The sequence below is a fragment of the Caballeronia sp. LZ043 genome, from assembly GCF_031451075.1.
In the GTDB taxonomy this organism is placed as follows: Bacteria; Pseudomonadota; Gammaproteobacteria; order Burkholderiales; family Burkholderiaceae; genus Caballeronia.
The window spans coordinates 2,162,748-2,182,718 of the sequence record NZ_JARUXT010000001.1 but is presented as its reverse complement, the minus strand read 5'-3'; the positions used below and the strand labels follow the sequence as shown (position 1 = coordinate 2,182,718).

The 19,971-nt window shown below is 65.8% G+C and carries 15 protein-coding genes; 9 read left to right on the top strand and 6 right to left on the bottom strand.

Features of this window, described 5'->3' with window-relative positions; genetic code table 11:
- The gene (locus QCE64_RS09890; RefSeq protein ID WP_310003633.1) at positions 1-1,422 is read right to left on the bottom strand and encodes a UbiA family prenyltransferase; all 1,422 of its coding nucleotides are present in this window, start codon (positions 1,420-1,422) and stop codon (positions 1-3) included.
- Positions 1,423-1,697: 275 nt separating this feature from the next.
- Here QCE64_RS09890 and QCE64_RS09885 point away from each other — a divergent pair, with 275 nt between their 5' ends.
- The 5 genes from QCE64_RS09885 to QCE64_RS09865 all read left to right on the top strand — a co-directional run bounded on the left by QCE64_RS09885 (position 1,698) and on the right by QCE64_RS09865 (position 7,697).
- Complete coding sequence (locus QCE64_RS09885; RefSeq protein WP_309918110.1) at positions 1,698-2,561, top strand: glycosyltransferase family 2 protein; 864 nt, start codon at positions 1,698-1,700, stop codon at positions 2,559-2,561.
- Entirely contained in the window at positions 2,558-3,526 is a 969-nt protein-coding gene (locus QCE64_RS09880; RefSeq protein WP_310003631.1) for an NAD-dependent epimerase/dehydratase family protein, read from the top strand. The genes QCE64_RS09885 and QCE64_RS09880 overlap by 4 nt, the downstream gene beginning before the upstream one ends.
- 162 nt (positions 3,527-3,688) lie before the next feature.
- Complete coding sequence (locus QCE64_RS09875; RefSeq protein ID WP_310003629.1) at positions 3,689-4,720, top strand: glycosyltransferase family 4 protein; 1,032 nt, start codon at positions 3,689-3,691, stop codon at positions 4,718-4,720.
- A 10-nt stretch (positions 4,721-4,730) separates the two neighbouring features.
- Positions 4,731-6,629, top strand: coding sequence for a nucleoside-diphosphate sugar epimerase/dehydratase (locus QCE64_RS09870; protein ID WP_309918102.1), 1,899 nt, complete (start codon positions 4,731-4,733; stop codon positions 6,627-6,629).
- 18 nt (positions 6,630-6,647) lie between these two features.
- The gene (locus QCE64_RS09865) at positions 6,648-7,697 is read left to right on the top strand and encodes an ADP-heptose--LPS heptosyltransferase (RefSeq protein WP_310003627.1); all 1,050 of its coding nucleotides are present in this window, start codon (positions 6,648-6,650) and stop codon (positions 7,695-7,697) included.
- 4 nt (positions 7,698-7,701) lie between these two features.
- On the opposite strand, the gene QCE64_RS09860 is transcribed toward QCE64_RS09865, so the two are convergent.
- The 3 genes from QCE64_RS09860 to QCE64_RS09850 all read right to left on the bottom strand — a co-directional run bounded on the left by QCE64_RS09860 (position 7,702) and on the right by QCE64_RS09850 (position 10,540).
- Positions 7,702-8,631, bottom strand: coding sequence for a LysR family transcriptional regulator (locus tag QCE64_RS09860; RefSeq protein WP_309918097.1), 930 nt, complete (start codon positions 8,629-8,631; stop codon positions 7,702-7,704).
- Between the two features lie 171 nt (positions 8,632-8,802).
- The gene (locus QCE64_RS09855; RefSeq protein WP_309918095.1) at positions 8,803-9,390 is read right to left on the bottom strand and encodes a phosphatase PAP2 family protein; all 588 of its coding nucleotides are present in this window, start codon (positions 9,388-9,390) and stop codon (positions 8,803-8,805) included.
- Between the two features lie 67 nt (positions 9,391-9,457).
- Entirely contained in the window at positions 9,458-10,540 is a 1,083-nt protein-coding gene (locus QCE64_RS09850; protein ID WP_310003625.1) for a helix-turn-helix domain-containing protein, read from the bottom strand.
- Between the two features lie 326 nt (positions 10,541-10,866).
- On the opposite strand from QCE64_RS09850, the gene galU reads away from it, so the two are divergent.
- Positions 10,867-11,832, top strand: coding sequence for a UTP--glucose-1-phosphate uridylyltransferase GalU (galU, locus tag QCE64_RS09845; RefSeq protein ID WP_309918091.1), 966 nt, complete (start codon positions 10,867-10,869; stop codon positions 11,830-11,832).
- Between the two features lie 81 nt (positions 11,833-11,913).
- Here galU and QCE64_RS09840 read toward each other — a convergent pair whose 3' ends face one another.
- Both QCE64_RS09840 and QCE64_RS09835 read right to left on the bottom strand, forming a co-directional pair.
- Complete coding sequence (locus QCE64_RS09840; protein ID WP_310004198.1) at positions 11,914-12,366, bottom strand: GDP-mannose mannosyl hydrolase; 453 nt, start codon at positions 12,364-12,366, stop codon at positions 11,914-11,916.
- Positions 12,367-12,515: 149 nt separating this feature from the next.
- Complete coding sequence (locus tag QCE64_RS09835) at positions 12,516-14,552, bottom strand: hypothetical protein (protein WP_310003624.1); 2,037 nt, start codon at positions 14,550-14,552, stop codon at positions 12,516-12,518.
- Positions 14,553-15,754: 1,202 nt separating this feature from the next.
- Here QCE64_RS09835 and QCE64_RS09830 point away from each other — a divergent pair.
- The 3 genes from QCE64_RS09830 (at position 15,755) to QCE64_RS09820 (ending at position 19,937) form a co-directional block, all read left to right on the top strand.
- On the top strand, positions 15,755-16,756 hold the full coding sequence (locus tag QCE64_RS09830; protein WP_309918085.1) for a helix-turn-helix domain-containing protein: 1,002 nt from the start codon (positions 15,755-15,757) through the stop codon (positions 16,754-16,756).
- Between the two features lie 185 nt (positions 16,757-16,941).
- The gene (locus QCE64_RS09825; protein WP_309931632.1) at positions 16,942-18,423 is read left to right on the top strand and encodes a mannose-1-phosphate guanylyltransferase/mannose-6-phosphate isomerase; all 1,482 of its coding nucleotides are present in this window, start codon (positions 16,942-16,944) and stop codon (positions 18,421-18,423) included.
- 134 nt (positions 18,424-18,557) lie between these two features.
- On the top strand, positions 18,558-19,937 hold the full coding sequence (locus QCE64_RS09820; RefSeq protein WP_310003623.1) for an undecaprenyl-phosphate glucose phosphotransferase: 1,380 nt from the start codon (positions 18,558-18,560) through the stop codon (positions 19,935-19,937).
- Positions 19,938-19,971: the final 34 nt, after the last annotated feature.

Below are 19,971 nucleotides of genomic sequence, written 5' to 3'. Positions count from 1 at the left end.
TCAGGTCGCGAGCCAGAAGGCCAGGCCGCACAGCGCGACCACCAGCAGGCTCATGCGGTCGCGCGCGGCGAACACGATGGGATCGTCGTTCATGCCGCCGCGATGCGTGATGATCCAGGTGCGGCTGATCCAGTAGAGCATGACCGGGCAGGCGAGCCAGATGTATTGCGGATGCCGGTACAGCACCGTCGTGCCCCCGTCCTGGATGTACATGGCGAGCACCAGCACCGAGATGTAGCCCGAGGCCGTGCCGAGCGACGATACCATCGAGAGGTCGTCGGACAGATAGCCGCGTCCGCGGGTTTTTTCGCGGCCGGCCTGCACCATCGCGTGCAGTTCGGCGTAACGCTTCACGAACGCGAGGCTCAGGAAGAAGAACATCGAGAAGGCGAGCAGCCAGAAAGTCAGATGCACGCTGATCGCGGCCGCCCCGGCGATGATGCGCGTCGTATAGAGCGCGGCGAGCGTGACCACATCGATCATCACGCGCCGCTTGAGCACGAGCGAATACGCGAGCGTCAGCACGTAATAGCCGAGCAGCACCGCGCTGAAGCGCCATGGCAGGAACGCGGCGGCGATGCCGAAGGCCACGGCGAGCAGCACCGGACACAAGGCCATGCCCCACAGCAGCGGCAGGGTGCCGGCGGCGAGCGGCCGCCTGCGCTTGACCGGATGATGGCGGTCGTCCTCGAGATCGAGCAGGTCGTTCAGCAGATAGACGCTCGACGCGCACAGGCCGAACGATACGAACGCGAGCACGGCATGCCCGAGCAGAGCCAGGTTGGCGAGATGATGTCCGGCGAGCAGCGGCACCAGGATCAGCAGATTCTTGAGCCACTGGTGCAGGCGCAGCGCCTTGGCCCAGACCTTGAACTGCGGCGGACGGTTTTCGAACACCTGCTCGACGTTGGCGCCGCGATTCGCGGCGCGCATCACGCCCGCATGCGGATTCACGACATAGGCACGGTCGGCCGATTGCCAGACGGCGATGTCGTCGTGCGAATTGCCGACGTAGTCGAAGCCCTTCTCGCCGTATTCGGCGACCAGCCGCTCACGCTTGCGATGCGACGAAAGATTGACGCGCTCGTCGCTGGCGAAGACGCGGACGAAGAGGCCGAGATGTTCGGCGATGCGCTTGGCGAACGACTCGTGGCTTGCCGTGGCCAGCACGAGCTCGCGGCCCGCCGCGCGCATCTCCGTCAGCCAGTTGATGACCTGGAGGTTGTACGGCAGGGTGGTCACGTCGATCGACACGTGCTCCGCGAGCCCCGCCTTGAGCGCGGGCTTGCCGCCGCTCGCGAGCCATTGCAGCGGCTGGAAGAACTTCTGCGGAAACGATCTCAGGAAGGCGAATCCGCTCTCGACGAGAATGTCGGAGCGAATCAACGTACCGTCGAGATCGACGACGATGGGCTTGCTCATTCAGTTCACGATAAGGTGATCAGGGTAAGCCCACTGCGAGGGTCCGGTCGGAGCCGAAGCAACAGCAGGGGCCGATTCGGATAGGGCATGGTCACTGCGAGTGGGCGGAATTTAGCACAAACCCAAGCTCAAAATTTTACAAATCTTCCCGGCCGCGGCTTTTCCGGAGGCTCGTGCGGTTGCCGAAAAGGGTGACTTTGAGCACAATCGGTGCGGTTTCCACTTCATGACGCGGTCCGTATTCCTTTCGTGGCGCGGACACCTCTCCTTGTCCGATGAACGCGATCCCACCGCAAGGCCGGAGCACCTCAAGGCCGGAGCAAACCGGCGATGATTGCCCGCTCAGCATCTCCATCGTGGTCTATCGGCCGGATGCGGCGCTGCTCGCACGCACGGTCGAAACACTCGACGCCGCGCTGGGCCAGTTGCACGACGTGGCCGGACATACGCAGCTTTACCTGATCGACAACGGCAATCCCGGCGAGTTCGCCGATCTTCCGGCGCCATCCGACGAAGGCCTCGAGACCGTCGTGATCCGGGGGCATGGCAATGTCGGCTACGGACGTGGCCACAATCTCGCGATCGAGCGGACCCGCAGCCGCTTTCATCTGATCCTCAATCCCGATGTCGAGCTCAACGCCGACGGCCTGCGCCGCGCACTCGCCTTTCTTCAGGCGGAGCCCGATGCCGGATTGCTCGCGCCGTGGATCGGCGGCGAAGACGGTGCGCAGCAGTTCCTGTGCCGCCGCTACCCGACCGTCCTCGATTTGTTCGCGCGCGGCTTCCTGCCCGCGTCGCTGCGCAAGTTGTTCGCGCGGCGCCTGGCGCGTTATGAAATGCGCGATGTCATCGGCGAGCGGGACATCGTATGGGATCCGCCCATCGTGAGCGGCTGCTTCATGCTGTTCCGGACCGGCGTGCTCAAATCGCTCGGCGGTTTCGATCCGCGTTATTTCCTCTACTTCGAAGACTACGATCTGAGCCTGCGTACGCGAAACTTCGCGCGCGTCGTGTATGTGCCGTCGGTGCGCATCCTGCATCACGGCGGCGGCGCGGCACGCAAGGGTTCGACGCATGTGAAGCTGTTCGTCACGTCGGCGTTCCGCTTCTTCAACCGCTTCGGCTGGAAGTGGCTGTGAGCGCGCCGGGCCAACGCATCGCGGTGACCGGCGCGAACGGGTTCGTCGGCCGGGCGGTGAGCCGGGCGCTGCTCGCACGCGGCATCGCGGCGACGGGTCTCGTGCGCGCCGGCGCGGCGTGCGGGCCGGACGTCGAGGTGCGTGTGGTCGAAGGACTCGACGCGCTCGGTCCCGAAGCCTTCGCGGGTTGCGAAGCGGTGATCCATCTCGCCGCGCGCGTGCATGTGATGGGTGAGGCTGCCTCACAAGCCGAGGCGGTGCTCGAAGCCTACCGGGCGGTCAACGTGGCGGGCGCGCTCGGCGCCGCCGAGGCCGCGCGCCGCGCGGGCGCGACCCGCTTCGTGCTGATGAGCAGCATCAAGGCGCTGGGGGAACACGACCCGGGCCGTCCCTTCACCGAGGACGACGAGCGCCGTCCGCCGGACGCGTACGGCGTCTCGAAGGCGGAAGCCGAGGTCCGGCTGCTCGAATTCGGCAGCCGCACTGGCATGGAAGTAGTGGTGGTGCGCCCGCCGCTCGTGTACGGTCCCGGCGTGCGCGCCAATTTTCTCGCGATGATGAACGCGGTCGCGCGCGGCGTGCCGCTGCCGCTCGGCGCGATCGACGCGCGCCGCAGCCTCGTGTCGGTGGACAACCTCGCGAGCGCGACGGTCGAATGCGCGCTGCATCCCGCCGCCGCGGGCCGCGTGTTCCACGTGACGGACGGCGAAGACCCGGGCGTCGCGGAACTCGTGCGCAAGCTGGGCGAGCATCTTGGCAGGCCGGCGCGGCTGGTCCCGGTGCCGCCGGGATGGCTGCGCGGCATGGCGCGGCTGGCAGGCAAGACCGCGCAGATCGAACGCCTGACGAACAGCTTGCGGGTGGATTCCAGCCGGATTCGCGAGACGCTGGGCTGGCGGGCGCCGCAGACGCTCGATCAGGGACTGGCCGTGACAGCCGAGTGGTATCGCTCGAAGCAACGTTGACCTGCGCGCGCCAGACGCAGCAACGAAGCGGCGCGCGACCGGCTGTATTCGTCTGATTTTAAAAACCGGAGCCGCCGGACAATCGCGTATCCTTTGGGGTTTTGCCAAGCGAAACTCGCCCTTCGGCGGGCGCTCTTCGCCTGGATAATCCAATAACCCTGCATGCCGCTTTCGTTATCTGACAACTCGCCGTTCATCGCCGCGATCATCGTCGCGGTGCTGGCCTTCGTCGCGTGCGTGCTGATCCTCCAGACGCTGCTGCGCACCGGCCTCGCCTGGCGCCTCGCCACCGATATCCCCAACGAACGCTCGCTGCACGAGCGGCCCACGCCGCGCGTCGGCGGCTGGGGCATCGTGCCGGCGGCCGCCGCCGCGCTGCTGGTCTGCGCGCCGTCCATGTGGCTGATCGCCGTCTGCGTGCTGTTCCTTGCCGCCGTCTCGCTGATCGACGACCGTCGCGGCCTGCCCGCGCGCGTGCGCTTCGCCGCGCACTTCGTCGCCGTGATCGCGGTGATCGTCGCGCATCCGGCGGCGGTGCCGTGGTGGGCGCTCGTGGTGATCGGCTTCCTGATGCTCTGGCTCGTCAATCTCTACAACTTCATGGACGGCTCGGACGGCCTCGCCGGCGGCATGGCGCTGTTCGGTTTCGCGGGCTACGCCGCCGCCGCGCTCGCCGGGCCCGCGCCTGCGCCGGCATTCGGCCTGGGCCTGGCAAGCGTCGGCATTGCCGGCGCGGCCGCCGGCTTCCTGACCCTGAATTTTCATCCGGCCCGGATTTTTCTCGGCGATGCCGGGTCTATTTCCCTGGGTTTCCTCGCTGGCGCACTGGGGTACTGGGGTTGGCAGCACGGTGTGTGGCCCATCTGGTTCCCGGCGCTGGTGTTCGCGCCGTTCATCGCCGACGCCTCGGTCACGCTGGTCCGGCGGCTCGCGCGCGGCGAAAAATTTTGGCGAGCACATCGCGAGCATTACTATCAACGAATGGTGCGTATGGGTTTCGGACACGCGCGTACGGCGCTTGTCTGGTATCTGTTCATGGCGGCGGGCATAATTCTCGCCAATGGGGCGCTGCATTGTTCCCTCTCCATGCAGTGGCTGGCGGTAGCGGGCTGGGCAGTCGTGGTTGTGGCCGCGGGCGCGGTGGTCGACGCGCGTTGGCGGCGGCATGAAACGCGCCGTTCCGAACAACTTTGAGGTCCTGCTGATGAATCGAATCAAAGCTTCGTGGCTATCGGCGGGCGCATTCTTCTTCGATCTGGTCGCGGTCGCCGGTTCCTGGGTTGCCGCCTACGTCATTCGCTTCAACGGCAGTGTGCCGCCTACGTTCCGCGAGAACGCGCTCGGCGCGCTCGTCTGGGTGCTGCCGGTCTACGGCATCGTGTTCCGCGTGTTCGGCCTGTATCGCGGCATGTGGGTGTTCGCGAGCCTGCCGGACCTGATGCGCATCTCGAAGTCGGTCGTGGTGGGCGCGCTGCTCGTGATGATTGGCGCCGTGATGTGGCAGCCGCTGCCTGTCATCCCGCGTTCCGTGCTCATCGTCTCCCCGCTGCTGCTGTTCCTCACCATGGGCGGCGCGCGCGCGCTGTATCGCGCGGGCAAGGAGTTCTATCTTTACGGCGGCCTGGTCGGACAGGGCAAGCCCGTGATCGTGCTCGGCGCGGGCACGGCCGGCGCGATGCTGGCGCGCGAACTGGCGCGCTCCAGCGAATGGCGTCTCGTCGGCCTGCTCGATGACGATCCGGCCAAGCAGGGCCGCGAAGTCCTCGGGCACAAGGTGCTCGGCAAGTTCGGCGACCTGCCGAAGTTCGCGGAGCAGTACAAGACCGATTACGCGATCATCGCGATCCCGTCGGCCTCCGTCGACGAGCAGCGGCGCGTCGCCACGCTGTGCGTGCGCGCCGGCGTCAAGGTGATGGTGCTGCCGGCGCTGAGCCAGCTGACGGCGGGCGAGGGCAATTTCCTGTCGCGCGTGCGGCAGATCGACCTCGAAGACCTGCTGGGCCGCGAGCCGGTGAAGATCGACATGCCGCACGTCGAACGCCTGCTGCACGGGCGCGTCGTGATGGTGACGGGCGCGGGCGGCTCGATCGGCTCGGAGCTGTGCCGGCAGATCCTGCGCTTTTCGCCCGCGCAACTGGTGGCCTACGACCTCAGCGAATACGCGATGTACCGGCTCATCGAGGAGCTGCACGAGAAGTTTCCGGATTGCTCGGTGATTCCGGTCGTGGGCGACGCGAAGGACTCGCTGCTGCTCGACCAGACCATGGCGCGCTTCACGCCGCACATCGTCTTCCACGCGGCGGCCTACAAGCATGTGCCGCTGATGGAAGAACAGAACGCTTGGCAGGCCGTGCGCAACAACGTGCTCGGCACGCTGCGGGTGGCGCGTTCGGCGATCCGTCATGACGTGCGTCACTTCGTGCTGATTTCCACCGACAAGGCCGTCAACCCGACCAACGTGATGGGCGCCTCCAAGCGCCTCGCCGAGATGGCGTGCCAGGCCTTGCAGCAATCCGCGCCGCGCACGCAGTTCGAGACGGTGCGCTTCGGCAACGTGCTCGGCAGTGCGGGCAGCGTGATTCCGAAGTTCCAGCAGCAGATTTCGAAGGGCGGTCCGGTCACGGTCACGCATCCGGAGATCACGCGCTTCTTCATGACCATTCCCGAGGCGGCGCAGCTGGTGCTGCAGGCATCCAGCATGGGGCGCGGCGGCGAGATCTTCATTCTCGACATGGGTCAGCCGGTGAAGATCGTCGATCTCGCGCGCGACCTGATCCGCCTGTACGGCTATTCGGAAGAGCAGATCCGCATCGTGTTCACGGGCTTGCGGCCGGGCGAGAAGCTCTACGAGGAACTGCTCGCCGACGACGAAACCACCACGCGCACGCCGCATCCGAAGCTCCGCATTGCGCAGGCGCGGGGCGTGCCGGACGATTTCATCGACGAGCTGCTGCCGTGGCTGATGCAGCATCGCGTGCTGTCCGACGAAGAGGTGCGCCGCGACCTGCGCCGCTGGGTGCCGGAATATCAGACCACGATGCTGCCGGTGTTGCAGAGCGTGCCGGTCGTGAAGGCGGCGAACGAGCGCAACGCGGGGCGTTGAGACACAGCGAGGCGACGCATGAAGGCGACGCTCGACGACGTACAGGCGCTGACCCACGCGGGCTCGCTGTTGTCGGGCGAGGGCATGATCGTCGCGCCGTACGACCTCGAAATCGCGGGCGGCGACGCTGCCGGGCATCAGCCGCTGGGCGCATGCGCCGGCATCCTGCACGCGGGGCGGGCGCCGTTCCAGGCAGACTATGCGAACGCACAGCGCGTGCATCTCATCAACGCGTTCGGCGTGACGCTGGGCGATTCGATCATCGGGCTGACGGCGCTGTTCGCGCTCAAGCGCCGCCATCCTCATCTGAGCTTCACGATCTACCGACCGTCGCGCGCGCCGCGTTACGTGCAGCGGCTCTATGAACTGGCCGCGCCGCAGTTCGGCGAGCTGGCCGCGCTGCCGGTGCCGTTCGCGACGCTCCCGGAAGCCGACCTGAAAATCGATCTCGGCAATCAATTGTTCTGGCCGCCGTTCGCCACGCTGCCGATGATCGATTTCTTCCTGTGGGCGCTCGGGCTCGAACCGGCGAGCGTCGCCGCGCACGACAAGTGCAATCGCTGGCTCGCGGACCTGCCGCTGGCGCCGTTCGAGCACCCGCCCTATGCGTTGTTCTGTCCGGGCGCGAGCACGCCGGTGCGCAGCATCAGCGCGTCGGCGCATGCCAGCATCGTCGAGCGTCTCGCCGATGCAACCGGGCTCGACGTGCTGGGCTTCGGCCCCGTCGATCACCCGCGTTACCGCGATATCGCGCCGCTGTCGGTCGATACCGAGGCCTTCCTTGCTTGGGTCGGGCACGCGCGCTGCCTGGTGACGGCGGATTCGGCGGCACTGCATGTCGCAGCGGGTTTCAACGTGCCGACCACCGCGTTCTTCACGACGATTCCCGCCAACCTGCGGGCGCGCGATTACGCGAACTGCGTTGCTGTCGAGATGGACGTGCCCGGTCTGCGCGGCATGCATGCGAGCGCCCGCGCCACTGACCTGCTGCAACTGGAGCGCGCGTTCCGCGACTACGACTGGCGCGCCATGCCGCTCGTGCAACCATTAACCGCGAACGCCGCCTGACCGCTCAGTCCGGCTTGCCGGCGCTGCGCACCTGGAAGGTGGGCAGGCGGCTGTAGAGTTCCGCGACCCAGTCGATGAACACGCGCACGCGCCTCGGCTGATGCCGGTTGGCCGCATACAGCACCGACACCACGCGCGGATACGACGGATACTCCTGCAGGATTTCCTTGAGCGCGCCGCTTTTCAGCAGCGGGTCGAGCGTATAGCTGGAGGCCTGGATCAGCCCGAGTCCCGCGACGCCGGCGGCGATGTACGAATCGCCGTCGTTGACCGCGATCTGGTGTTTCATGGTGAAGCTGCGCGTCTCGCCGTTGACGCCGAATTCCCAGTTGCGCACCCGTCCCGAGTGGTTCAGCACGTAGCCGATGGCGAGGTGCTGTTCGAGATCGTCGAGCGTCTGCGGCTCGCCGTGCGCCTCGATGTACTTCGGTGCGGCGCAGGTGATCTGCGTATAGGCGCCGATGCGCTTCGCCACGAGTCCGACGTCGCCGACCGCGCCCACGCGCACGACACAATCCACGGCTTCCTCGACGAGATCCACCTGCCGGTCGGTCAGCAGCAGCTCGACGCCGATGTCCGGATACGCCGCGAAGAATTCCGGCAGCGCGGGGATGATGGTGCTCTTGGCCATCACCTGCGGCAGGCTGATCTTGATGTGTCCTTTGGGATTGGTCTTCGAATGCGTGAGCGACGCTTCCATGTCGTCCACTTCGCCCAGCACGCGCACGCAGCGCTCGTAATAGGCTTCGCCGTCCTCGGTGATGCTGATGCTGCGCGTGGTGCGGTTGATGAGGCGCGCGCCGAGATGCGCTTCGAGCGCCTGGAGCGTGCGTGACACGCTGGCGGGAGGCAGGCGCAGGGCGTCGGCGGCTTTGGAGAAACTGCCCGCCTCGACGACCCGCGCGAAGACTTTCATTGCAAGGAAGCGATCCATGCTCGGGGTCCGGAAACGTGTCGGCGCGGCCGCGGGGTCGCGTGGTCGCGCGCGAAGACTCAGCATGCCGGCGGCCTGCTTTTTTTCAAGCGACGATCATACTGAAGATCGCACCGGCGCGCGCCAAACATGAACGGGACGCCGTGACGCGTGAACCGGGCAAGCCGCGCGTCAGAGTCCGAGTCCCTGGCAGAGCCACCACGAGTAGTGTTCGATCATCCGCTGGAACGGCGCGTGATGGCCGTAGGCGATCGAGGAGACGGCGAGCAGGCCGACGCCCGCGGCGAGCGCGCGCGGCATCTTGCGCGGCTGGTCGAAGACGCGCGTGAGCAGGAGGCCTGCCACCAATGCGCCGAGCAGCCAGCCGGCCACGACTTCGGCCGGCGTGTGCGCATCCTGGATGATGCGGCTCGCGCCGATGGCCGCCGCGAGCGCGAGCCCGCCCAGCGCGCCCAGCCGGTACCACGCGCCGCCCAGGCCGCCGAACAGCAGTCCGCCGGCCACGGTATAGATCGAGGCGGCGAGCATCGTATGGCCGCTGATCATGCGCAGCTGGATGGCGGAGATTTCGACGCCGCAGCCCGCATACAGCACCTTGGAGAGCCCGACGAGTCCCATGCCGAGCGTGAGCAGCACGGCCCAGCGGATCGCGAGGCGCAGGTCCACCGAGCGCAGCCAGAGCGCGCAGACGAGCGCGAGCGGTAGCAGGAGCGCCGCGTCGCCGAGATTCGAGAGAGTCCAGAGTACCCTTGTTTCCATGCGTATTCGTTCCAGGTAACTTCACGGGCGCCGACGAAAAGGTCAACGAACGTGACGGCGCATGCGCCTATGTACTTCCGGCATCGGCCTCCTTGCGGCGGCCCGCCAGACGGTATTCGGTCGGCGAAATCGACAGCCGCTTGCGGAAGATCTTCGCGAGACCGTCGCCGCTGCCGGCGCCGCAACGCCGCGCGATCTTGTCCACCGGCAGGTCGGTGCCGGCGAGCAGCATGCAGCTCGCATCGAGCCGTGCGCGCAACAGATACTCCGACGGCGTCAGTCCGATCTGCGCCTTGAAACGGCGCAGGAAATTGCGTTCGCTCATCGCCGCGACGCGCGCCGCATCGGCGATCGAGATCGGCCGCACGTAGTTCTCGCGAATCCAGCGCGCGGCCGCGTCGATCTTCTGGCGCACGCCGCCGCCGTCGGTGTCGTCGAGGACCGTCGCGAGCTTGTGCCATGCGCCCGGAATCGAGCGTTCCGATACTTCGCGCGCCACCGCCGACCCATAGTCCCGCTTGATGATGGACAGCGCCGCCGCGATCGGTCCTTTCGGATCATCGAGCGTGAGCGTCTGCTCGGCGATGAACAGCGGGTTCGCCATGCCGGGCAGGTGCGCGGCCGGGAACGCCGGCGCCGCTGCTTCTCCGGCGAAATCGAGCGAACGGCTCTGCACGGTGAGATTGGCCGCCGTGAGAATATGCGCGCCTTCGCCGATCGCCTTGATGAACGGAATCTTCGGCGCCACGCGGCCGAGGCGCTTGCGCAGCATCGTGTCGTGCCGCGCCTGGCGCGCGCCCGCGCCGCCCGCGATGAACAATGCATCGCATTCGTTCATCCAGCGCGTCTCCAGGCTGTCGGTCCAGATGCGCATCGAACAACTGCTCGCCACGCTGCCGCCTTCACTGGACAAAAATAGCAGCGAATAGTGCGGCGCTTCCGTGCGGTGGCCAGCATCCGCCGGCAGATGGACTTCGTTGGCAAGCGAAAAGACCTCGGAGATGGAACTCACTTCGACGAGCGAGAATTCCTCGAAGACCAGAATGCCGATCCGCTTCTCCGTGCCGGCCATGCTGACGGGCTCAGGCTCGATGCCGGGCGTGACCCCGCGCACCACCTGAAGCCGGCCCATGCCATTGGCGTATTCCATCGACTTTCTCCCTCGACCGGAACGGGCCCTCACGGCATCCGGACCGGTCACATGCAAGGAACGCGAACCTCCGTTGAAGGCGGCGCAAGGTGCGGCAATGTGAGCTCACATGCGTCGCACTATACGCGGCAGGCAACATTCGCCACGCTCGCAGTCGGAAAAAGGCGAAGTGTTGGCAGATGATTTCGATACTCGAGGAATAAGCTCACTTCATTCCTGTCGTCTGACGAAACCGACGACGCTTTTCTCATAACAAGAGGCGTGCCGCAAACGCTCGACGACGCATCGGGCATGCCTCCCCGACAACCATGACACGAGGTGAGCCGATGCTCAAAGTACGCAAGGCGGTGTTTCCTGTCGCGGGCCTCGGCACGCGCTTCCTTCCGGCCACCAAGGCGAGCCCAAAGGAAATGCTGCCGGTGGTCGACAAGCCGCTGATCCAGTATGCGGTCGAGGAAGCGATGGCCGCGGGCATCACCGAGATGATCTTCGTCACCGGCCGCAGCAAGCGCGCGATCGAAGATCATTTCGACAAGTCCTACGAGATCGAGTCCGAGCTCGAAGCGCGCGGCAAGCAGAAGCTGCTCGACCTCGTGCGCAGCATCAAGCCGAGTCATGTCAACTGCATCTATGTGCGCCAGGCGGAAGCGCTCGGACTGGGTCACGCGGTGCTGTGCGCGGAAAAGCTGGTCGGTGCCGAGCCGTTCGCGGTCGTGCTCGCCGATGACCTGCTCGACGGCGAGCCGCCGGTGCTCTCGCAGATGGTCGATGTCTTCGATCACTATCATTCGTCGGTGATCGGCGTGGAAGAGATCGACCGGCAGGACTCGCGCTCGTATGGCGTGATCGAAGGCAAGCCGTGGGACGACGGGCTCTTCAAGCTCTCGCGCATGGTCGAGAAGCCGGAGCCGGCGCTGGCGCCGTCGAACTTCGGCGTGGTCGGCCGCTATGTGCTGATGCCGCGCGTGTTCGACTTCCTGCGCAAGCAGACGCCCGGCGCAGGCGGCGAGATCCAGCTGACCGATGCGATCCAGGCGCTGCTTACGCAGGAGCAAGTGCTGGCGTTCCGTTATCGCGGCAAGCGCTTCGATTGCGGCAGCAAGCTCGGCTACCTGAAGGCAACGGTCGAATTCGCGCTGCGTCATCCTGAAGTGCGCGACGAGTTCGAGCGCTATCTGCGCGCGCAGTTCGGTGCGCAGCAAGAGCAGCAACAAGCGCAGCAACAGGAGCAACAGGCAGTGGCCACGCCTGCCGCGGACGACGCGAGCGCGTGCCCGGTGGTCGAGGCATAACCAGTTTCTTGGCGGGAAGGATGGGCGGCGCGCAGCGATGCGCGCCGTTTGTCTTTTGAGCGCCGGCGCACGTGCGCACGCTCAGCGGAAGTACGCCTTGGTGTTCTCGTGGACGTCGTCGCGCGCGAGCAGTTCGTCGCGCGAGAGCCATTGATATTCGCTGTGCTGGTCGAAGCGGCCGATGGCCGCCGTGGCGTTCAGCGTCAGCGTGTAGGCGAGCACGACATAGTGCGTGCCGAAGCCGCCGGCGCCCGCGAAGTTGTCGTCGTAGCGGTGTTCATACACGCCGAAGAAGCGCGCTCCCGCGCGCTCCATGCTGGCCACGCCCAGCTCGTTGTGGGCGATGCGCGTGAATGCGCCATCGAGCGATTCGTCCTTGGCGATGCGTCCGCCCGGCACGAACCAGGTGCCCTGCGCCGGCCGGTTGCGCCGCCGTCCTAACAAAACATGCCGGTTGCCGTCGGTGACGATCAGGTCGATCGAGACCAGCGGCGTGAGCCGCACCACGGTCAGGAAATCCGCCTCGCTCAGCATCGCCGCTCCGTAGGTCGCGTCCATCGTGGCCGGGTTCATTGCGAATCGAGTGTAGCGCGCGGGGTCGCTCCGCCGGCATGCGCGGCACTGGCGAAAACCGCCTGAATGCCGTCAGCGCAGGCCATGCGGCACGCGGCCTGGACCATCGCTCACTGACCGACATAGCCGGCCGGACGCATCACGTTCGCGCGCATCGATTCGGCATTGTTCGACACGACATAGACCGGCGCGGCCGTGAGCACGAGCGGCACCTGGCCGTCGCTGTACGGCACCGTCGAGGCGTTGCCCATCATGTCGAACACGGTGACCGAGCCGGACTTGCCCGGCGCGTCCACGGCAAGCCGGTAGTTCACCGCGCGCGTGGCATCGAAGCCGTTGGCGCCGGGCCAGGCGGCATTGTCGTGCGTCCACAGCGCGGTCACGACGCGGCCGTTGTTGAGGCGCTGGAACGCATAGGCATAGACGCCCTTCGGCGTGTCCTTCACCGGGCCCAGCGTGGTCGTGCCGTCGATGAGACGCGTCATCGCGGCGACCGCCATCGCGGCGGGCTTCGGACTGATCTGCTTCTGCCCGAAGCCGCCCTGTGGATTCACTAGGTCGAAGAAGATGCCGTAGCCGATCTCGTTGGGGATGTCGGCGGAATAGAACACGAAGCTCACGTCCGCGCCTTCGCCGAGCAGGATCAGATGGGCGCGCGCGACCACCGCGCCCTGCGCATACAGCACGTTCCAGCCGGGCGAGGTCGGCCCGTATTTGCTGCCGATGTCATAGCTCACGCCCGTCTCGGTGACGAACAGCTTCGCGCCGGGCCTGACCACCTCGGTCATTGTGCGGCGCAGGTCGCGCATCATGCCCGGCATCGCTTTCGCGGCGGTGGCCGGGGAGGCGTCGAAGCGCTCCGGCGGATGCGACGGCGACGTGCCGACATCGTAATAGCCATGCGCGCTGACGCCGTCGAGATACTTGCCGATGCCGAGCGGCGCGAGGCGTCTCAGCCATTTCGTGTTCGACGCCAGATTCGACAGCGTCAGCCCCATCACGACCGCGTTCGGATCGCCGGCGTGGATGGCATCGTGCGTGGCCTTGTACAGCGCGACGAGATGGGCGTCCGTATCCTTCCACGGCAGTCCGCCTTCGTAGTCGGGCTCCCAGGTCACCTGGTAGTAGTTGTGCGTCTGCCGCGCGAACCAGGTCTTGCGCACCGTGTTCGATTCCTCGCCCACACGCTTCATATAGGCGCTGTATGCATCGAGCGAGACCGGCGCCCAGCTGTGCGTGCGCTCCTTCGTCGGACTGGCCCAGGCGGGGATGCCGTCGAGCTGGATGAGGCGCAGCAGGTCGCCGGGCTTGAAATAGGCCGCGAGATTGTCGGCGCTGGCGTTGAAGGTGTTCGGGCCTTTTTCCTCGGTCACGTACCAGTTGCGGTTGTCGTTCACCCAGGTGAGGCCGAGGTCCGTGTACAGCGGCCGATAGCCGTCGCCCGAGCAGCATTCCTCGCCGGGCTTGAGATACGCGGAGCCTTGCCCGCCGAAGCGATGCTGGTCGGGATGCGCGAAGGTGATGGGCGGAAGCGCGGGCGACACGTCCGGCAGCACGCCGAAAGTCGCGATGCCCGCGGCCCGGGTGCCGCGCATCGGCAGCGTGCTCTTGCCCGAAGCGAGCGAGGCGCTGACGGAGAAGTATCCCGCCGCCTCCGACGTGCAGGCGAGCGTGTAGGTGCCCGGCTGGGCCTTCACCGGAAAACTGCCGCTGGCCTTCCGGGTGTTCCAGGCATCGCGGATCTGCCATTCGACGGTGTCGGCGGCCTGGGTTCGCGTGGTGATCGCGATGCGCACGGGGGCATCGAGCGGAAACATGCGCGTGCCGTCGCTGCCGGGCGTATCGGCTTCGATCGGATCGCCGCCCGCTTTCGCCGCGACGGGCGGCGTGGGCGCGCTGCAACGCAGGGGCGGGGTGTCGGCCGGGTCCGGCGCCTCGTTTTCGGCGACCTTCACGAGCGCCGCGCGCGGGGCGCCGGGTCCCTCCGCCGCGAGCGTCTCGATGCGGGTGGCCAGCGTCTCGGCGGGGCCTGGCTTGTCGCAGGCGCTCAGCGCCAGCAGCGCGCCCGCGGCCATGGCGATGCGTGCCTGCGGGACGCGCAGGGTTCGACGAGGGGCGGTGAAACGCGAAGCGGGTTTCCGGTTCATCGTGAGCCTGGCGCATGAGCGCTGCGTGCCGCCGATGCGGCGAAGGCGCTCGGGCCACGCGCCAAGCGCACACGATGCTGCCTGCGCCGGCGGGCTACCGTGCGCGCGCGCACGCGTGGGCGTGCGTCGTCGGAAGAATGCTGGACCGGGTGCCTGCGTTGCGAATGTGAACGCTCCGGGATGGCAGCCATGTGCGTGAGCGCTCATCCAATTTCAGGAGTGAAACATGGAAGGATGACCACGACAACTGCATCCGACCTTGAAAATCGGCAAAGCTGACCGGCGCGGACACTGTTTCGCTGCGTCTAAACAGCGTGATTTGAATGACATGAGAGGTTTGCAAGCAAGCGCACGTATTCTCCCGATGATTACAGCCGCTTTCAATGGCGTGGAGAAAATCCGCGACGGACCCTGCGCCGCCGCAAAACGCTAGAGAATGGCGGACGCGTCAGTTGCCGTTTCCCGGCGGATACGCGGACGTGCCGCGCTTGCGGCCGTTTTGCGGTGCAGCATCGGAGTTAATAAGCCATGTCTTCAGATTTGCCAGTAAGCCGGCATTATGATGATTAATTTAAAATCAAAAAACGCGTGATTTAATCACCGGGAAAAAATAGCAATCAGTTAATACATCGCCAATTACGGGATTAACCGGGTGTACGAAAGCCGGATTAAGACCGAGTTCTGAACCGCCGCGAACGGCAAAAAATTTCCGATTGACGCGATACGTTGGCCGGTCTCTGAACCGCGCGATGTTTCATGGTTGAATCAGTTTCTTTGCTCCGACCTGCGCCAAACCTCGCCGCGCCAGCCGTACAGGGCCGCGGGGCGTGGCTTTCAGGCTTTGTCCATGGCCGATCAAGCGGCTCGCGGGCGCGGATTGCACTAAGTCGCGGACTAAAAGTTTGTATGACAAATCGCGTCTTTATCGCGTGATTCTTTAGAAAGCGGCGCATTCCGAATTTGGGGAGGGATATCAATGTGCGCTCACCCTCATAGCGCGACAGATTTTGTGGTTCAAGCGCGAAAATCTAGAGCACAAAAAAGTTTGTCTGCTTATTATTCAAGCCAGCGGATCGATTCCGCCATCACTCCGTTCCAATCGGTCACGGTAACCCGGCGAAGTTCGGGAAACTCCTTTGATGCGCCGCAATGACCGAGAACTCTTCCGCACCTCATTGGAAACAAAGCTGCAGAGGATGACCATGCCTTACGCCAATCTCGAACCCGCAGTCATGGGTTGGACGCCGCCCGCGGCGCGAACCTCGCAGACCGAGGTCCGCCGCATTGCGATCCTGCTGTTCGACGGATTCTCCCTGCTGGGCGCGGGGATCGTCGCGGAAGTCTTCCACATGGCCAACGAGCTGTCGTCGGCACGGTCCCGCGTGGACTGCACCTACGACGTCCGTTTCCTGTCGGTGGAAGGCGGCAACGTTGCGTGCTCCTCGTCGGTGCGAGTGTGGACCGACGGCCTGGACGCGCGTCACTACGGCGGCTTCGACGCGCTGTTCGTCGCCGGCGGCCGTGGCGCGGAAAGCGCCGCGAAGGACGATCGCATCGTCGAATGGCTGCGCCGCGTGCAGACCAAGACCACCGTGGTCCGCGCCATCTCCGAGGGCCGCAAGGTGCTCGACGCCGCGGGCATCGGCCAGGTGCAGGATCCGCAGGCGCGCTACGGCGGCGCCATGATCCATCTGGTGCGCGAAGAGCAGTCGGCCGACGCTGGCGACCGCTACGAGTCGATGAAGGGCGCGCTGCTGATCGTGAAGCGCGACCTCGGCATCGACGTGTCGCGCAGCGTCGCGGAGCGCCTGATGCCGGGTTCGGCGGCGAAGCTGGTGTCGATTCTCGGCGACAGCGGCGCGGCGTCCGCCGGCGACAAGATCCGGGCGGCGGCGCGCTGGTTGCAGGACAACTGCGAGCGGCCAATCTCGGTGGTGGATGCGGCGCAGGTAGCCGCGATGAGCGAACGCAACTTCCTGCGCCGCTTCAAGATCGAGATGGGCATCACGCCGTCCGATTACCTGTTGCAGGCGCGGCTTGCCGTCACCTGTGCGCTGCTGACGGATTCGGAACTGCCGGTCGACAAGATCGCGCGCCGCAGCGGCATGGGCAACGGCGACCGGCTGGCGAAGATTTTCCGCAAGCGCCTCCTGATCTCTCCGACCGAGTACCGGACGCAGAGCAGGCGCGAAGCAAACGGCTGAACGGCCCAACGGCTGATAAGCGCGCTAGCGCGCATGGTCTGAACAACGATGGCGTAAAGCGTCGAAGGTTTGGCCGGACCAGAACGGTTCGGCACTCAATCATTCTCGGGCGGCAGTGTGCTGCCCGACCGAAATCGCAGGCAGGAGTCCATATGACGAATGAGGCACGCACGGTAGGCGAGACGATGACTGGCACGACGAGCATGGAGACGGCCGCGTGCCGCAGGCTTGTCCCGGTCATTCTCGCCGGCGGCTCGGGTACACGCCTGTGGCCGATGTCCCGTGAACAATTCCCGAAGCAGCTGATCGGCATCGTCGGCCGTGATTCGCTGCTGCAGGCCACCGTCGGGCGCCTCAAGGGTTTCTCGGGCGATTTCAAGGTGGCCGCTGCACCGATCATCGTGTGCGGCGAGGAACATCGCTTCACCACGGAAGAGCAGACCCGCGAGGCAGGTGTCGATGCCCGCATCATCGTCGAGCCGGCGCGCCGCGATACGGCGCCCGCGCTGACGCTCGCAGCACTCGCGGCGATCAAGGACGGCGAGGACGCGATCATGGTCGCGATGCCCGCCGATCACTCGATCGCCGACCTGCCGGCGCTGCATCGCGCGATCGCCATCGCGGCGGAGCACGCGGCGCGCGGCGTGATCGCGACGCTCGGCATTCCGCCGACGCGCCCCGACACCGGCTTCGGCTACATCCGCCTGGGCGAGGCGCTGGAAGACGGCGCGCACAAGATCGAGCGCTTCGTCGAGAAGCCCGCGGCCGAGCTCGCGACGCAATACGTCGCGGCGGGCACGTACTGGTGGAACAGCGGCATTTTCGTGGTGCGCGCGAGCGTGTGGCTCGCCGCGTTGCAGAAGCTCAATGGCGAGATGCACGCGGCCTGCCGCGCCGCGCTCGCGGAAGGCCGCGACGACGGCAAGTTCATGCGTCCGTCGGCTGCCGAGTTTGGCCGCGCGCCGTCGGATTCGATCGACTACGCGGTGATGGAGCACATCGGCACGAACAACCGGCCGTGCGACGGCGTGGTGGTGCCGCTGGTGGCGGGCTGGTCCGACCTCGGCTCGTGGGACGCCGTGTGGGACGCGATGGACAAGGACGAGTCGGGCAACGTCGCGAGCGGCCGGGTGATGTTCGAAGGCGCCACGTCGAGCTATGCGCGTTCCGAAGGCGGCCGCCTGGTGGCGTGCGTCGGCACGACCAACATCATCGTGGTCGAGACGGACGACGCCGTGCTGGTGGCGGACCGTTCGCGCGTGCAGGACATCAAGGGGCTGGTGGCGCGCATCCGCGAGCAGCACGCGCCTGAAGCGAACGCGCATCGCAAGGTGCGCCGTCCGTGGGGCTTCTACGATTCGATCGAACACGGCGAGCGCTTCCAGGTGAAACGCATCGTGGTGTCGCCGGGTTCGAAGCTCTCGTTGCAGATGCATCACCACCGCGCGGAGCACTGGATCGTCGTGTGCGGCACGGCGCTGGTCACGCGCGGCGACGAGCAGTTCATGTTGTCCGAGAACCAGTCGACCTTCATTCCGCTCGGCGTGACGCATCGGCTGGAGAACCCGGGCAAGGTGCCGCTCGAGATCATCGAGGTGCAGTCGGGCAGTTATCTCGGCGAAGACGACATCGTGCGCTTCGACGACACCTACGGCCGCTGCAACTGAGCACGGCTTGAGAGTAACAAACGGGCAACACGCGACACTTCTTTGCAGCGGCTTCACACCAGATCCAAGACTGGCTGGCGAGGGAGGACACGAGCGGGTGCGGTACACGGGCGATAAGCATTCGGGGGAATGACATGCGCGATTTACAGGGATTGCTGGCCAGGCTGTTCGACGTCATCGTGATCGTCGGCGGCGCGGCCGTGGCATCGCAGATCAGGTTCGAGTACATCGAGGCTCACGCCTATTCGGTGGCGTTCGTCGCGTTCGCGGCGGCGTTCTCGCTCGCCCTGTTTCCGGGCTTCGGCGTGTATCAGTCGTGGCGCGGCCGCAGCAAGCTGCAACTGGCCTGCCAGGTGTCGCTCGGCTGGCTGGTCGTGCAAGGCTGCGCCTTGGCGCTGATGTTCTCGCTGCATCGCCTCGACTATGTGTCGCGCCTCTGGTTCGCCTACTGGACCGCGATGTCCGGCGGCCTGATGATCGCCGGCCGGCTGATCACGCACGCGGTGCTCGCGCACATGCGTCATGCGGGCATGAACCTGCATCAGGTGGCGATCGTCGGCTGCGGGCGGCACTGCCATTCGATGATCCGCAAGGTCGACCGCGCCACCGACTCTGGTTTTCGCGCCACCGCCGTCTTCAATGCGGCGCCGGAGACCGGCACGATCAACACGCATGTGCCGGTGTTCGAGAATTACGAGGCGTTCGTCAACTACGTGCGCACCCAGCATGTCGATGAAGTGTGGCTCGCGCTGCCGCTGTCGCAGGAACGCATGATCCTGCGCTTCGTGAACGAGTTCCGCGACGACCTCATCAACGTGCGTTTCATCCCGGACGTGCGCAGTCTCGCGCTGTTCGAAAGCGGCGTGACGGATCTGCTCGGCACGCCCGCGATCAACCTGGTGGCGTCGCCGCTGTCGGCGTCGGCGCTGCTGAAGAAGGAACTGTTCGACCGCGCGTTCGCGCTCGCCGCGCTGATCGTCGTCGCGCCGCTGATGATCGGCATCGCGCTTGCGGTCAAGCTGACCTCGCGCGGCCCGGTGTTCTTCAGGCAACGCCGCAAGGGCGCGGATGGCCGCGTCTTCCGAATCTACAAATTCCGTTCAATGCGTCTGCATACGGAACAGGCCGGAGTGCTCCAGCAGGCCACGCGCGGCGACCCGCGCGTGACCCGGGTCGGAGCGTTCCTGCGCCGTACCAGCCTCGATGAGCTGCCGCAGTTCCTCAACGTTCTGTTCGGCGACATGTCGGTCGTGGGCCCGCGTCCACACGCACTGGAGCATGACGACCTGTATCAGAAGGTCGTATCGGGGTACATCCATCGTTACCGGATCAAGCCGGGCATTACCGGCTGGGCCCAGGTCAACGGATTTCGAGGAGAGACTGATCGCATCGAGAAGATGGAAGGACGCGTCGCACACGATTTGTACTACCTGGGTAACTGGTCGTTCGGCCTCGACATGAGAATCATCGCCGCAACGATCTTCAAGGGACTACGCCACACCAACGCTTACTGATGTAGGGGACGACCATTATGCACAATCAACAACA